Annotated in this window: 11 protein-coding genes; 5 read left to right on the forward strand and 6 right to left on the reverse strand. The window is 70.2% G+C overall.

Annotated elements, in window-relative coordinates:
• Positions 1-13 precede the first annotated feature (13 nt).
• Complete coding sequence (locus tag H9Y04_RS30945; protein WP_187817408.1) at positions 14-2233, reverse strand: MMPL family transporter; 2220 nt, start codon at positions 2231-2233, stop codon at positions 14-16.
• A 178-nt stretch (positions 2234-2411) separates the two neighbouring features.
• Here H9Y04_RS30945 and H9Y04_RS30950 point away from each other — a divergent pair, with 178 nt between their 5' ends.
• On the forward strand, positions 2412-3059 hold the full coding sequence (locus H9Y04_RS30950; RefSeq protein ID WP_187817555.1) for a TetR/AcrR family transcriptional regulator: 648 nt from the start codon (positions 2412-2414) through the stop codon (positions 3057-3059).
• A 58-nt stretch (positions 3060-3117) separates the two neighbouring features.
• Here H9Y04_RS30950 and H9Y04_RS30955 read toward each other — a convergent pair whose 3' ends face one another.
• On the reverse strand, positions 3118-4332 hold the full coding sequence (locus H9Y04_RS30955) for a cation:proton antiporter (protein ID WP_187817409.1): 1215 nt from the start codon (positions 4330-4332) through the stop codon (positions 3118-3120).
• A gap of 55 nt (positions 4333-4387) precedes the next feature.
• On the opposite strand from H9Y04_RS30955, the gene H9Y04_RS30960 reads away from it, so the two are divergent.
• From H9Y04_RS30960 to H9Y04_RS30970, 3 genes are all read left to right on the forward strand, one after another.
• Positions 4388-5293: a PrsW family intramembrane metalloprotease gene (locus H9Y04_RS30960; protein WP_187817410.1), complete on the forward strand. Its 906-nt coding sequence runs from the start codon at positions 4388-4390 to the stop codon at positions 5291-5293.
• A 137-nt stretch (positions 5294-5430) separates the two neighbouring features.
• Positions 5431-5739: a heavy-metal-associated domain-containing protein gene (locus H9Y04_RS30965; protein WP_187817411.1), complete on the forward strand. Its 309-nt coding sequence runs from the start codon at positions 5431-5433 to the stop codon at positions 5737-5739.
• Between the two features lie 95 nt (positions 5740-5834).
• Positions 5835-8114, forward strand: a complete 2280-nt coding sequence (locus H9Y04_RS30970; protein ID WP_187817412.1) for a heavy metal translocating P-type ATPase — start codon at positions 5835-5837, stop codon at positions 8112-8114.
• Positions 8115-8800: 686 nt separating this feature from the next.
• On the opposite strand, the gene H9Y04_RS30975 is transcribed toward H9Y04_RS30970, so the two are convergent.
• Both H9Y04_RS30975 and recD2 read right to left on the reverse strand, forming a co-directional pair.
• Positions 8801-10111: a citrate synthase gene (locus H9Y04_RS30975; protein ID WP_187817413.1), complete on the reverse strand. Its 1311-nt coding sequence runs from the start codon at positions 10109-10111 to the stop codon at positions 8801-8803.
• A gap of 186 nt (positions 10112-10297) precedes the next feature.
• Positions 10298-12562, reverse strand: coding sequence for an SF1B family DNA helicase RecD2 (gene recD2 / locus H9Y04_RS30980; RefSeq protein ID WP_187817414.1), 2265 nt, complete (start codon positions 12560-12562; stop codon positions 10298-10300).
• Positions 12563-12840: 278 nt separating this feature from the next.
• On the opposite strand from recD2, the gene H9Y04_RS30985 reads away from it, so the two are divergent.
• On the forward strand, positions 12841-13455 hold the full coding sequence (locus tag H9Y04_RS30985) for a DUF937 domain-containing protein (RefSeq protein WP_187817415.1): 615 nt from the start codon (positions 12841-12843) through the stop codon (positions 13453-13455).
• A 58-nt stretch (positions 13456-13513) separates the two neighbouring features.
• Here H9Y04_RS30985 and H9Y04_RS30990 read toward each other — a convergent pair whose 3' ends face one another.
• Positions 13514-14371, reverse strand: coding sequence for a sugar phosphate isomerase/epimerase family protein (locus H9Y04_RS30990; protein ID WP_187817416.1), 858 nt, complete (start codon positions 14369-14371; stop codon positions 13514-13516).
• Entirely contained in the window at positions 14368-15534 is a 1167-nt protein-coding gene (locus tag H9Y04_RS30995) for a dihydrodipicolinate synthase family protein (protein WP_187817417.1), read from the reverse strand. Before H9Y04_RS30995 ends, H9Y04_RS30990 begins: the two co-directional genes overlap by 4 nt.
• Between the last annotated feature and the right edge of the window lie 31 nt (positions 15535-15565).

Here is a 15565-nt window from a genome sequence, read left to right on the forward strand (position 1 = left end):
CGAGCCCGACCGCTCAGACTCCGGCGCCGACCTTCTCGCGCACCTCCGGCTCGGCCACCACCGTCCCGGACTCCCCCTCGCTCAGCCCGAACCGCTCATGCATCCGCCGCAGCGGCCCGGGCGCCCACCAGGTCCAGCGCCCGGTGAGCTTGAGCACGGCAGGGACGAGGAGGCTCCGTACGACCATCGCGTCCATCAGCACGGCGAGCGCGATCCCGAGGCCCAGCATCTTGGTGTTGGTGACCCGTGACGTGCCGATCGCCACCATCACCACCGCGAGGATCACCGCGGCGGCCGTGATCAGCCCACCGGTGTGCTGGAGGCCGAACTTCACGGAGTGCTCGTGCCGCCCGGTCCGGTCGTACTCCTCCTTGATCCGCGAGAGCAGGAACACCCCGTAGTCCATGGAGAGTCCGAAGGCCACGCAGAACATCAGGACGGGCAGGGTCGTCTCGATGTCCCCGGTCGTGGTGAAGCCGAGCAGTCCCGACAGATGCCCCTCCTGGAAGATCCACACCATCGCGCCGAACATCGCGGTGAGACTGAGGCCGTTGAGCAGCACGGCCTGGAGCGGGATCAGCACACTGCCGGTGAGCAGGAAGACCAGGAGCAGGGTGACGACGGCGATGATCCCGAGCGCCCACGGAAGTTGTTCGCCGATCGCCGCCTTGGAGTCCTCCAGCTGAGCGGCGCGTCCGGTCACCGAGGTCTCGAACGGGGCCTGCTGACCGCGCAGTTCGTGCACCAGACGCTGCGCCTGCTCGCCGACCGCCTCACCCTTGGGCAGCACGGTGAAGTACGCGGCGCCGCCTGAGGCCGAGGGCACCGGGCCCTCGACCCGCAGCACGTCCGGCAGCTTGTCGACACCGTCGCGATACGCCGCGTACTCCTGCGCGCTCGCCTTGCCCGCGAGCACCTTGAGCGTGCCGGCCGGGCTGCCCGGGAAGCCGTCGCGGATGTGCTCCTGTACGACATGGGACTCGGCGCTCGCGGGCAGCTGGCGGTCGTCCGGGGTGCCGAACTTGACGCCCAGGAACGGCAGTCCGAGCAGCAGCAGCCCGGCGGTGGTGGCCACGGCGAAGACCGGAGCCCGGCGCATCACCAGCGCGGCCGCCCTGCCCCAGCCCGCGCCCTGCTCCTTGCGGGGTTCCCGGTTGCGACGCCACAGCCTGCGCAGATCGAGGGAGTTGACGCGCTCGCCGAGCAGCATGAGCGCCGCCGGGAGCAGGATCAGTGCCGCAGCGGCCGCGAGCAGCACCACCGCGATCCCCGCGTACGCGAAGGAGCGCAGGAAGTACTGCGGGAAGAGCAGCATCGCGGCCAGCGAGACGGCGACGGTCAGCGCCGAGAACAGGACGGTCCGCCCGGCGGTCCGCAGCGTCGTGCCCACCGCGGCCCGCACATCGGCGCCCGCGGCGAGCTCCTCGCGGTAGCGGCGGACGATGAACAGGGCGTAGTCGATGGCGAGTCCGAGGCCGAGCGCGGTCGTGAGGTTCATCGCGAAGACCGAGACGTCGGTGAACTCGGTGATGCCGCGAAGCACCGCGTTGGTCCCGAGGATCGCCACGATGCCGACGAGCAGCGGGAGCAACGCGGCGACCGCACTGCCGAAGACCATCACGAGCAGCACGAGCGTCACCGGCAGGGCGATCATCTCGGCCCTGAGCAGGTCCTCCTGGATGGTCTCGGTCATCTCGTGCTGCACCGCGACGGGCCCGCCGACGGACACCTCGACCGGCCCGTGCTGCCCGCGCAGACCGGGCGCGATCCGCTCCAGGGTCTCGGCCGCGGTCTTCTCGTCGCCCTCGATCCGGGCGGAGATCAGCGCGCGGCGGCCGTCCTCGGCCCGCAGCGCGGCCCGCGCCCGCTCGGGCGCCTGCCAGTACGAGCCGACGCCGGTGACTCCGTCCTCGGCGGCGAGCCGCTCGGCGATCCCGCGGCCCTCGGCGGCCACGGCCGGGGCGTCGACCCCGGCCTCGCCGCTGTCGACGAGGAGCAGCACATTGGGCTCCGACTCGGGGAACTCCCGCTCCAACACCTCGGTCGCATACGTGGATTCGGCGGCCGGATCCTCCCAGCCGCCGCTGCCCATCCGGTCGGCGACCCCGCTGCCGGCGAACACGGCGAGTGCGGTGACGACCAGGGCGAGCAGGAGCGAGAGCCGGGGGCGGGCGGTCACGAGCCGGGAGAAGCCCCGGAGCTCCGGCGGGCTGCTGGCGGGTTCGGCAGGCATGCGGTGTCCCCTTCACCGTACGAAACACGAGCGATCGCTCGCGTTTCTTCAGAATGCGAGCGACCGCTCGCATTTGTCAACCGCCTCCTGCACCATGGGCTCACATAGGCTCGGACCTCAGGGCGTGGGAGCGGGAGAGGACGAGGGAGTGGGCGTGGGCCAGGGAGTGGAGAGCGCGATGCCCGACCAGGCGCAAGAGGCCGCGGCTTCGAAGCCGCGCCGCCGCCAGGCACGCGGGGAGCGCCGGGCCGCCCAGCTCCTCGACGCCGCGGCCGTCGTCTTCGCCGAGGTCGGCTACACGGCGGCGAGCACCAACGCCATCGCACGCGAGGCCGGGGTCTCGCCCGGGACGCTGTACCAGTTCTTTCCGAACAAGGAGGCCATCGCCGTCGAGCTGGGCGGCCGGCTCCTGGAGCAGTGGCGCACCACGAACGGCCGGGCACTGTCGCCCGAGAACGTCCAACTGCCGCTCGCCCAGATGGTGGACGCGATGGTGGACCCGCTCCTCGAGTTCAACTCACGGAACCCCGCGTTCCATGTGCTCATGCACGGTCCGGACAGCCCCGGCCAGGTCACGGAGGCCTTCGAGACCCTGCACGGCGCGGTGTGCCGGCGGATCGAGGAGCTGCTCGCGCTCTATCTGCCGGACACCCCGAAGTCCGAGATCACGATCTTCGCCAACACCGTGCTCGCCCTCTTCAAAGCCGGGCTCGACCTGCTCGCCGTCCATCAGGACGAGCAGGCCGCGTACCGCACGGAGCTGAAGAGGGCCCTGTTCCGCTACCTCGATCCGGTGATCGGGGACTGCCTGCCGCCCGGCCCGTAACGCGGACGCGGCCTCGGCGCCCTCTGCCCCTTCACCAGACCTCGACTCCCCTGCACCTTCACCAGGCCTCCGACCCCTGCACCCGCCCTTCGGGCAGCGCCTTCTGACCGACGCCGGCCCGCAGCTTCATCGCGGTGAGCGGGAACACGAGCACCGACACCATCCCCGCCCCGACGAGTGCCGCCGCCTCGCTGCTCTTGAGCAGCCCCTCCTCCAGGCCGATCGTCGTGATCGCCACGACCAGCGGAAGCGCCGTCGAGGCATACAGACTCAGCGCCGTACGGTCGCGCCGCCCCAGGTCACGCGGTGCGAGCAGCCATACGGGCAGTCCGCGCACGAGGAGGAACAGCACGAGGAACAAGGGAAGCAGCAACAGCGCCCGGCCGCCGTCGAGCAGTGCGCCGAGGTCGAAGCTGATCCCCGTGACCACGTAGAACACCGGCACCAGGAAGCCAAAGCCCATCGCCTCCACCTTGGAGACGACCTCGTGCGCACTGTCGGGCGCGGCCCGGTGCAGCACGATCCGCGTGATCATCCCGGCGGCGAACGCGCCGAGCAGCACATCGAGCCCGAGCCAGGTCGCCAGGCCCAGCATGAGGGCGAGCAGCAGGACGACCAGACGGACCGCGAACTGCCCGCTGCTGTGCAGCGTCTTGGCGATCACCCGGGCGAACCACGGCTGGTGCGGCCGCATCGCCCACAGCACCGCTCCGGCGGTGAGCAGCGCGAACAGCACGAGCACCACGGTGGACTCGCCCGCGCTGCGCCCGCTGAGCAGCACCGCCATCGCGATGATCGGCCCGAACTCGCCGCAGGCGCCGACCGCCTGCATCACCGAGCCGAAGCGGCTGCGCAGATCGCCCGCGTCCCGGAGCAGCGGCAGCACCGTGCCGAGCGCGGTCGAGGTGAGCGCCGTGCCGATGCAGACGGCCTTGCTGAAGCCCCCGGCCGCGAGCAGGAACCCCACGCCGAGCCCCAGGACGAGCGCGCACACCCAGGCCCAGGCCGCGCGGGTCAGGGTGTCGCCGCGGATCCGGTCGAACTCGATCTCGTATCCCGCAAGGAAGATCAGCATGGCGAGGCCGAGATGCGACAGGCCGTCGACCAGGTCGCCCTCGGTCGCCCAGCCGAGCACATCGGGGCCGATGACGATGCCGAGCACGATCTCGAAGATGACCAGCGGCACGGGCAGCCAGCGGCCCACGCCGTAGGCGAGCAGGGGCGCGAGAACCGCGATGGACATGATCAGGATCAGCGTCCCAGACTGCGACATAACGGCTGTTTACCATAGGCTCCGGTCAAATCAGCCGAATCCGGAGGTACTTGCCATGCCCCCCACTCCCGTGGGCAACACCCCCGAGATCACCCCCGGCCTGTGGAAACGCTGCCTCTGGGGCGGCCTGACCCTCTGGCTGCTCACCGCGGTCGTCACGTACGCCACGAAGAACACGACACTCCTGCCGACCCTGATCCTGCTCGGCAGCTTCCTGGTGCCGGCCGTCTTCGTCATGTGGGCGTACGAGCGGCACGGCCGCGACCTCGGCGTGGGCGTGATCCTCGGCTGCTTCGTGACCGGCGGAATCCTGGGCGTGCTCGGCGCCTCGGTGATGGAGTACTACCTCCTGCACCCCTCCCTGTGGATGTTCGTCGGGGTCGGCCTGATCGAGGAGGCGGTCAAGCTCGCCGCCCTGATGTGGGTGGTCCGCCGGCGTCCGCAGCTGCGCGGTATCCGCACCGGTCTGGTGCTCGGCGCTGCGGTCGGCTTCGGGTTCGCCGCGTTCGAGAGTGCCGGGTACGCCTTCAACGCCGCGGTCACCACGAAGGGCATCGATCTGCGCGCCCTCCTGGAGACGGAGCTCCTTCGCGGGGTACTCGCCCCGTTCGGCCACGGCCTGTGGACGGCGATCGCGGGCGCGGTGCTCTTCGCGTACCGCCGCCCCGACGGCCGCTTCCGCTTCGCGGGCCCCGTGATCGGCACGTATCTGGGGGTGGCGCTCCTGCACGCACTGTGGGACTCGATGCACGGCATCGCGATCTGGCTGGTCGCCCGCATCACCACCAGCGGCCTCGACCGCTCGCTCTTCGCGCAGGGCTATATCCCCGAACCCACCGACCAGCAGAAACATCTCTTCACGCTGTTCTCCGTCGGCGGCCTCGTGCTGATCTCGCTGGTCGGCATCAAGTGGCTCCGCTCGCTCGCCCATCGCGACAGCACTTGGAAAAGTACCCCCTAGGGGTATACGGTGGAGAGCGTGAGGGAGGCCCCGGCAGTACCGGCCTCCTCATGGGGCACCCTGGTGCGACACCGTGCCGCTTTGTGCCCTTTCAGCAGACGCACTTCGAAGACGCACTCCCTCGACAGGAGAACGACATGACCGCCCAGACCGAGCTCCCCCAGGCCGAGACCACCGGTTCCTGCTGCGGCGGCGGTGGCTGCAGCAGCACCCCGGCCGCCGACGCGCAGGGCAGTGTGACCACCGTCTACCAGGTCACCGGCATGAGCTGCGGCCACTGCGAGGGCGCCATCTCCGCCGAGCTCTCCGAGCTGCCGGGCGTCACCTCCGTGAAGGCCGTCGCCTCCACCGGCCAGGTCACCGTGATCTCCGACGCCGAGCTCGACGACGAGGCCGTACGCGCCGCGATCGACGAGGCCGGCTACGAGCTGACCGGCCGCGCCTGAGCCGTCGCCGTACCAGTTGACGCACCAGGGGGTGTGCGGCCTCAGGCCGTACGCCCCCTGGTCCTCGTAGCCCAGAGCACTCCCGAAAGAACCCCATGCCCTCAGCAGCCCCTGACGCCATAACCGTGCCGACCGCCGAGGTCGAGCTCGCCATCGGCGGGATGACCTGCGCCTCGTGCTCCTCGCGGATCGAGCGCAAGCTCAACCGGATCGAGGGCGTCACGGCCTCGGTCAACCTCGCCACGGAGAAGGCACGGGTCGCGTACGGCGGGCAGGTGGCGGTCCCCGATCTGATCGCGACCGTGGAGAAGCTGGGGTACTCGGCGCACGAGATCGTGCCCGAGCCGCCCGTGGACGCGGACTCCCCCGAGCCCTCCGGCTCTCCCGAAGCACACGAGGCCGATGCCCTGCGGCAGCGCTTCACCGTCAGCGCAGTGCTCGCGCTGCCCGTGATCCTGATGGCGATGGTGCCGGCGCTGCAGTTCGACAACTGGCAGTGGCTCTCGCTGACCCTCGCCGCGCCCGTCGTGGTCTGGGGCGGGCTGCCCTTCCACCGCGCCGCGTGGACCAACGCGCGGCATGGCGCGGCCACCATGGACACCCTGGTCTCGGTGGGCACGCTCGCCGCCTTCGGCTGGTCCCTGTGGGCGCTGTTCTTCGGTGACGCCGGCATGCCGGGCATGCGGCACGGGTTCGATCTCACGGTCTCGCGTGCGGACGGCTCGTCCACGATCTATCTCGAAGTGGCCGCAGGGGTCGTCACCTTCATCCTGCTCGGGCGCTGGCTCGAGGCGCGCGCCAAGCGCAAGGCGGGTGCCGCCCTGCGGGCGCTGCTCGAACTGGGCGCCCGCGACGCGGCGGTGCTGCGCGGCGGGGTCGAGGTGCGGGTGCCGGTCGCGGCGCTGCGGGTGGGCGACCGTTTCGTCGTACGGCCCGGCGAGAAGATCGCCACGGACGGGACGGTGGTCGAGGGCGCCTCGGCGATCGACGCCTCGCTACTCACCGGGGAGTCGGTACCGGTGGACGTGGTGGTGGGTTCGCCGGTGACGGGCGCGACCGTGAACGCCGGCGGGCGGCTCGTCGTCGAGGCCACGCGGGTGGGCGCCGACACCCAGCTCGCGCACATGGCCAAGCTCGTGGAGGACGCGCAGAACGGCAAGGCGCAGGTGCAGCGGCTCGCGGACCGGATCGCCGCGGTGTTCGTGCCGGTGGTCCTCCTCATCGCGGCGGGCACGCTCGGCTGGTGGCTCGGGACGACCGGGGACGCGAACGCGGCGTTCACGGCGGCGGTCGCGGTCCTGATCATCGCCTGCCCGTGCGCCCTCGGCCTCGCGACGCCGACCGCGCTCATGGTCGGCACGGGACGCGGCGCCCAGTTGGGCATCCTCATCAAGGGCCCCGAGGTCCTGGAGTCCACCCGCCGCGTGGACACGGTGGTCCTGGACAAGACGGGGACGGTGACGTCGGGGCGGATGGAGCTGGTGTCGGTGGTCACCGACGGCTCCGCACAGGACTCCGTACGGGACGAAGAGGTGCTGCGGTACGCGGCGGCCGTCGAGCAGGCCTCGGAGCATCCGGTGGGGCGCGCGGTGGCCGCGGGGTTCGACGGGGAGCTGCCGCCTGTCTCGGACTTCGCGAACACGCCCGGGCTCGGGGTGCGCGGGACCGCCGAGGGGCGCACGGTCCTGGTGGGACGGGCTGCGCTGCTCGCCTCGGAGGGGATCTCCGTGCCCGCCTCCGGCGCGCTCGCCGCCGCACGGTCCGCGGCCGAGGCCGAGGGGCGCACCGCCGTCCTGGTCGCCTGGGACGGGCGCGTACGGGCGGTGCTCGGTGTGGCCGACGCGGTGAAGCCGACCAGCGCCGAGGCGGTGGCGCGGCTGCGGGAGCTGGGTCTGAAGCCGCTGCTCCTCACCGGGGACAACGCCGATGTCGCGCGGACCGTGGCCGCCGAGGTGGGAATCGCAGCCGAGGACGTGATCGCCGAGGTGCTGCCGCAGGACAAGGTCGACGTCGTACGGCGGCTGCAGGCCGAGGGGCGCACGGTCGCGATGGTCGGCGACGGCGTGAACGACGCGGCCGCCCTCGCCACCGCCGATCTCGGTCTCGCGATGGGCACGGGCACGGATGCCGCGATCCAGGCCGGCGATCTCACGCTCGTGCGGGGGGACCTCCGTGTGGCCGCCGACGCGATCCGGCTCGCGCGGCGCACGCTGGCCACGATCAAGGGCAACCTTTTCTGGGCCTTCGGCTACAACGTGGCGGCGCTTCCGCTGGCCGCGGCGGGGCTGCTCAACCCGATGATCGCGGGGGCGGCGATGGCCTTCTCGTCCGTCTTCGTGGTCTCGAACAGCCTGCGGCTGCGGCGGTTCTCCTGACGCTGTCCGGCCGCGATCCGGCAAGGGACCGTTCGGGGTCGAGCTGGGGTCCGGTCGGGTTCCAGCTGGGGCTTCACATTCTCCCCACAACTCCCTTACGCTATGGACCGGTTCGGCATATCAGGTTCGATGCGCCGGTTCAGGACATAGCCGAGAGACGTAGATCACAGAGATTCCAACGTAACCATTCGGGGGGCTCGTAGGTCTAAGAGGCTGATGGCAGAAACGTCTTGGGGGGCGTTTCCTTCATCAGGGGATGTCTTGGGGGACGTTCCCAGTCCGCGTTGGCCGGGGCACGTGCACGGAGAGCTTTGAGCGGCCCTCCCGTCGTTACGCGTCCCGGCAGACCGCAGGACCCGCAGTACCGAAGTGCAGGACCAGCAGGACGTCGAGCTCCAACCGAAGAGCTCGACCGCATGGCTTGTGCGCTCCGAAGACGCCCGGCCGGATCCCGTGGGGGGAATCCGCACCGGGGCTAAGGAAAGCGCCCCGCCAGCCGGCCCGTGGGGGGACCGGCGGGTGGGGCGCTTTTCTGTTTCCTCCCGGCCCCTCCGGGCAACCCAGCCCCTCCGGCGCTTGAGGAGATCCGAACGAAGTTCGGATGCACACACAAAAGCGCCGCGCGGCACCCGTAAAACGAGTAGCCACGCGGCGCGGGAAGCGATCAGGCGCTCAGCCGAAAAAGATCAGCGAGCCTCGACCGGAACGAAGTCGCGCTCGACGACACCCGTGTAGATCTGGCGCGGGCGGCCGATGCGGGATCCCGGCTCCTTGATCATCTCGTGCCACTGGGCGATCCAGCCCGGCAGGCGGCCGAGGGCGAAGAGCACGGTGAACATCTCGGTCGGGAAGCCCATCGCGCGGTAGATGAGGCCCGTGTAGAAGTCCACGTTGGGGTAGAGCTTGCGCTCGACGAAGTAGTCGTCGGAGAGCGCGTGCTCTTCCAGCTTGAGGGCGATGTCCAGGAGCTCGTCGGACTTGCCGAGGGCGGAGAGAACGTCGTGCGCGGCGGCCTTGATGATCTTCGCGCGCGGGTCGAAGTTCTTGTACACCCGGTGGCCGAAGCCCATCAGGCGGACGCCGTCCTCCTTGTCCTTCACCTTGCGGATGAAGGTGTCCACGTCGTTGCCCGAGTCGCGGATGCCCTCGAGCATCTCCAGGACGGACTGGTTGGCGCCGCCGTGCAGCGGGCCCCAGAGCGCGGAGATACCGGCGGAGATCGACGCGAACATGTTGGCCTGCGACGAGCCGACCAGACGCACCGTCGAGGTCGAGCAGTTCTGCTCGTGGTCCGCGTGCAGGATCAGGAGCTTGTCGAGCGCGGCGACCACGGTCGGGTCCAGCTCGTAATCGGCGGCCGGCACGGAGAACGTCATGCGCAGGAAGTTCTCGACGTAACCGAGGTTGTTGCTCGGGTAGACGACCGGGTGGCCGACCGACTTCTTGTACGCGTACGCGGCGATCGTCGGAAGCTTCGCGAGCAGGCGGATCGTCGAGAGGTGACGCTGCTTCTCGTCGAACGGGTTGTGGCTGTCCTGGTAGAAGGTCGACAGCGCGGAGACGACCGAGGACAGCATCGCCATCGGGTGCGCGTCCCGCGGGAAGCCGTCGTAGAACCGCTTGACGTCCTCGTGAAGGAGGGTGTGCTGGGTGATCTCGTTGCGGAACGTGGCCAGCTCGTCCACGGTCGGCAGCTCACCGTTGATCAGCAGGTACGCGACCTCGACGAACGTGGAGCGCTCGGCCAGCTGCTCGATCGGGTAGCCCCGGTAGCGCAGGATGCCGTTCTCACCGTCGAGATACGTGATGGCCGATTTGTACGCGGCCGTGTTCCCGTAGCCGCTGTCCAGGGTCACCAGACCGGTCTGGGCGCGCAGCTTCCCGATATCGAAGCCCTTGTCCCCGACGGTGCTGTCGATCACCGGGTAGGTGTACTCGCCATCGCCGTACTGAACTACTACAGCGTTGTTCGCGTTGTCGCTCACGTCATCCCTCACCGACGTAGTGCCTCTTCTTCGAGGTGCCCTGACTGCTGTCCACCATCCCCCGTTTGGCCCTGGGCAGTGCACTCGGGGTCGACCATTAGGTCTATTGACGGCACTCAGTGCCGCCAGCCTGCCCATCCTGCCCCCTTGCACCCGGTTCCGGAACCCCTCCGTGATGTTTGCCACCGGGATGATCGATCAACGATCACCCCCCGCGGTTCGTTCGGTCCCACCGAGCCGGAAAGCCAGGGCAGTGCACCTCCGGCCCGCGGAAATCGTGCGTACCGCCTGGCCAAGGGCCTTGCGCGACCCCACGAGCACGACCAGTCTCTTCGCCCGGGTGACAGCGGTGTACAGCAAATTGCGTTGGAGCATCATCCAGGCACCGGTGGTGATCGGGATCACCACCGCGGGGTACTCACTGCCCTGGGACCGGTGGATGGTCACGGCATAGGCGTGGGCCAGTTCGTCGAGTTCGTCGAAGTCGTAATCGACCTCTTCGTCCTCGTCTGTCAGCACCTTCAGTTTCTGGTCGACGACATCGAGTGCCGTGACCACTCCGACGGTCCCGTTGAACACCCCGTTGGCGCCCTTCTCGTAATTGTTGCGAATCTGGGTGACCTTGTCGCCGACGCGGAACGTACGGCCGCCGAACCTTTTCTCGGCGAGGTCGGGGCGGGCGGGCGTGATGGCCTGCTGCAGCAGCCCGTTCAGCGTCCCCGCGCCGGCGGGCCCGCGGTGCATGGGGGCGAGAACCTGCACGTCACGGCGTGGATCGAGGCCGAACTTCGCGGGGATCCTGCGGGCGGCCACATCCACCGTGACCCGCCCGGCGTCCTCGGTCTCCTCCTCGACGAAGTGGAAGAAGTCGCTGAGGCCCTGGGTGAGGGGCGGGAGACCGGAGTTGATGCGGTGGGCGTTGGTGACGACACCGGACTGCTGTGCCTGGCGGAAGATCCGGGTGAGCCGCACGGCCGGCACCGGTGACTGCTCGGCGAGCAGATCCCTGAGCACCTCGCCCGCGCCGACGCTGGGCAGCTGGTCCACATCGCCGACGAACAGCAGATGGGCGCCCTGCGGCACGGCCTTGACCAGCTTGTTGGCCAGGAGCAGATCGAGCATCGAGGCCTCGTCGACGACGACCAGATCGGCGTCGAGCGGCCGGTCCTGGTCATAGGCCGCGTCCCCGCCGGGCTTCAGCTCCAGGAGCCGGTGCACGGTGGAGGCCTCCGCGCCGGTGAGCTCGGCGAGGCGCTTCGCGGCCCGGCCCGTGGGAGCGGCCAGGACCACCTTGGCCTTCTTGGCCCGGGCCAGCTCCACGATCGACCGTACGGTGAAGGACTTGCCGCAGCCGGGCCCGCCGGTGAGGACCGCGACCTTGCGGGTCAGCGAAAGCTTGACCGCCTCTTCCTGCTCGGGCGCGAGCGAGGCCCCCGTCCTGGTCTTGAGCCAGCCGAGCGCCTTGTCCCAGTAGACGTCCCGGAAGCCGGGCATCCGGTCCTCGTCGGTGCTCAGGAGCCGCTTGATCCGGCCCGCGAGGGAGAGCTCGGCCCGGTGGAAGGGGACGAGGAAGACCCCGGTGACCGGCTCGCCGTCCGGGCCCGGCACCCGCTCCCGTACGACTCCCTCCGGGTCCTCGGCCAGCTCGCCCAGGCACTCGATGACCAGGCCCGTGTCGACCTGGAGGAGCTTGACCGCGTCGGCGATCAGGAGGTCCTCGGGCAGGAAGCAGTGGCCCTGGTCGGTGGACTGCGACAAGGCGTACTGCAGCCCGGACTTGACCCGCTCCGGGCTGTCGTGCGGAATGCCCACGGCCTGGGCGATGCGGTCGGCCGTCAGGAAGCCGATGCCCCAGACGTCGGCGGCCAGGCGGTACGGCTCATTCTTGACGACGGAGATCGAGGCGTCCGCGTACTTCTTGTAGATGCGCACGGCGATGGACGTGGAGACGCCGACGCCCTGCAGGAAGACCATGACCTCCTTGATGGCCTTCTGCTCCTCCCAGGCGTCCGCGATCTTCTTGGTGCGCTTGGGTCCGAGCCCCGGTACCTCGATGAGCCTCTTGGGCTCCTCCTCGATGATCCTGAGCGTGTCCAGGCCGAAGTGCTCCGTGATGCGGTCCGCGAACACCGGACCGATGCCCTTGACCAGGCCCGATCCCAGATAGCGGCGGATGCCCTGGATCGTGGCGGGCAGCAGCGTCGTGTAGTTCTCCACCGTGAACTGCTTGCCGTACTGCGGATGCGAGCCCCAGCGGCCCTCCATCCGCAGCGACTCTCCCACCTGGGCGCCGAGCAGCGAGCCCACGACGGTGAGCAGATCGCCGGCGCCGCGTCCGGTGTCCACGCGGGCGACCGTGTATCCGTTCTCCTCATTGGCATACGTGATCCGCTCGAGGACTCCTTCGAGCACCGCGAGCCGGGGCTGGGGCAGCCCTGGGCTGTTGCCGGTACGGCTGGTCATGAGGCGACGTTAGCGGGCGGCACCGACAGCGCGGGAAGCCTGTGGAAAACCTGCCCGGGCCCATGTTTGAGGGGGCCCGGCCCCCCGGCCGAACCCCCTCGGTTCCCCTCCCTCAGCGCTTCCCCCGATCCCCCCGGATCCCCTCCCAGAAGCCCTGATGCCTAGTACGACCCACGTCACCGAGAAAGGGTTGTACGGCTGCGGGCAGTAATTTTCGTGCGGGTCCCCGCTTCCGCTTCCGGGTGCCGACAAACCGGGGCAGCCGTAGCGTTTCAGACATGAGCGAAGATGCGAATGTGCCGCTTGAGAAGGCTGTGATCGACGAACTCGGCGACGACAAGCTGCAGGAGATCGCCGGTCTGCTCGACACCGACGCCGCCGGCGCGCAGAACATGATCACCGAGACCGTCTCCGCGCTCTCCGGCGGGCTTCAGGACAAGGCCGCCAACGGCGCTCCCGAAGAAGTCGACGAGATGCGCCAGGCCTTCGCCGAGGCCGGCGACGCTCCGCTGCAGGGCGTGGCCACCCTGGGCGGCGGCCTCGGCGGGCTGCTCGGCGGCGGGATGATGGCCGGCATGCTATCCAAGATGAGCAAGCCGGTCGCCAATGCCGTGTCCAAGAAGACGGGTATCCCGGCGACGACCGTGTCGCGCGCCATCGAGCTGCTCATCCCCGTCCTGCTCGCCGTACTGACGAAACGGGCCGCGTCGACGAAGGGCGCCGGAGCCGGATCGGCGCAGGCTTCGTCCTCCGGCCCGATTCCCACGCCGGGCCCGGTCCCCGGTGCGGCACCGGGTGCCACGCCGACACCGGGTCCGACGGGCGGCCAGGCAGGCGGCGGCCTCGATCTCGGCGAGATCCTGGGCAGCATTCTCGGCGGCGGAAAGAAGTAGGCGCACAGGGTGCGGCCGCCCGGGTCCCCCGTGCCCGGGCGGCCGCACCCTCCTGCGTTCAGCCCGCGGTGACCTCGCCGGCGACCGCGGAGAAGCGCTCCGCCGTCTCGCCGAGCACCGCCGCGCCGTCCTCGCGCGCCCACAGCTCCGCGTTGAAGAGCTCGACCTCCACCGGGCCCGTGTAGCCCGCGGCGTCGACCAGGCGCCACCAGTGCGCGAGATCGATCGAACCGTCGCCGAGCTGGCCGCGTCCGGTGAGAACGCCCTCGGGCAACGGCGTGGTCCAGTCCGCCAGTTGGAACGTGTGCAGCCGGCCACCCGCACCCGCGCGCACGATCTGCGCGGGCGCCAGGTCGTCCCACCAGATGTGATACGTGTCCACGCAGACCCCGACCTGCTCGGCGGGGAAGCGTTCCGCGAGGTCGAGGGCCTGGCCGAGCGTGGAGACCACGCAGCGGTCGGCCGCGTACATGGGATGCAGCGGTTCGATCGCGAGCCGTACGCCGTGCTCGGCGGCGTACGGGCCGAGTTCTGCGAGGGCGTCCGCGATGCGTTCGCGGGCGCCGGCCAAGTCCTTGTCCCCTGCGGGCAGTCCGCCCGAGACGAGGACGAGGGTGTCGGTGCCGAGGGTCGCGGCCTCGTCGATCGCGGCGCGGTTGTCGTCGAGCGCGCGACGGCGTTCGGCCGGGTCGATCGCGGTGAAGAAGCCGCCGCGGCAGAGCGTGGTGACGGTCAGGCCCGCGTCCCTGACCAGCTTCGCCGCCGCTTCGACGCCGAATTCCTGCACGGGTTCACGCCAGAGCCCGACACCCGTGACGCCCAACTTGCCGCAGGTCTCGGCGAGTTCGGGCAGCGAGAGCTGCTTGACCGTCATCTGGTTGATGCTGAAGCGCGCGAGGCCGTCCGGGGCGGTCATCGGCCCACTCCGTACACGTCGAGCAGCGACTTCATCCGGGCCTCGGCGAGCGCCGGGTCCGGGAACAGGCCGAGCTGGTCGGCCAGGTGGTAGGCGTGCGCCAGGTGCGGCAGCGAGCGTGCCGACTGCAGGCCGCCCACCATCGAGAAGTGGGACTGGTGCCCGGCGAGCCAGGCGAGGAAGACGACGCCGGTCTTGTAGAAGCGAGTGGGCTTTTGGAACAGGTGCCGCGACAACTCGACCGTGGGGTCGAGGAGTTCACGGAAGCCCTTGGCGTCACCCGTGTCCAGGACACGGACCGCCTCGGCCGCGAGCGGACCGAGCGGGTCGAAGATGCCGAGCAGGGCGTGGCTGAAGCCCTGGTCGTCGCCGGCGATGAGTTCGGGGTAGTTGAAGTCGTCGCCGGTGTAGCAGCGCACGCCGTTGGGCAGCCGGCGGCGCAGCGCGACCTCGCGGTCGGCGTCGAGCAGCGAGACCTTGATGCCGTCCACCTTGTCCGAGTGGGCGGCGATCACCTCCAGGAAGGTCTCGGTCGCGGCGTCCAGGTCCGCCGAACCCCAGTAGCCCTCGAGCGCCGGGTCGAACATCGGGCCCAGCCAGTGCAGGATCACGGGCTCGGAGGCCTGGCGCAGCAGGCCCCCGTACACGGTGAGGTAGTCCTCGGGGCCGCGGGCGACGGCCGCGAGGGCGCGGGACGCCATGAGGATCGCCTGCGCGCCCGTCCCCTCCACGAGCGCGAGTTGTTCCTCGTACGCGGCCGTCACCTCGGCGAGCGTCGGCGTGACGCCGTTCTTCGGGGTGAGCTGATCGGTGCCGACTCCGCACGCGATCAGTCCGTCCACTGCCTTGGCCTCGGCGGCGGAGCGGCGGATCAGCTCGGCCGCGCCCGCCCAGTCCAGGCCCATGCCGCGCTGTGCGGTGTCCATGGCCTCGGCGACACCGAGGCCGTGCGACCACAGGTGGCGGCGGAAGGCGAGGGTGGCGTCCCAGTCGACGGCGGCCGGGTCGTCCTGCGAGACGTCGGCGTACGGGTCGGCGACCACGTGGGCGGCGGAGAACACCGTCCGGGAGACGAGCGGTGCGCTGCCCGAGACGGCGAGCGGTTCGGTGCGCGGGTCGTAGGCGAAGGTGCCGCCGCCGGCGCGGGGCAGGTGGATCGTCATGGTGCGGGCTCCGTGATTGCGCGGGTGCGGT

This window comes from Streptomyces polyasparticus, from assembly GCF_014493765.1.
Classification (GTDB): Bacteria; Actinomycetota; Actinomycetes; order Streptomycetales; family Streptomycetaceae; genus Streptomyces; species Streptomyces polyasparticus.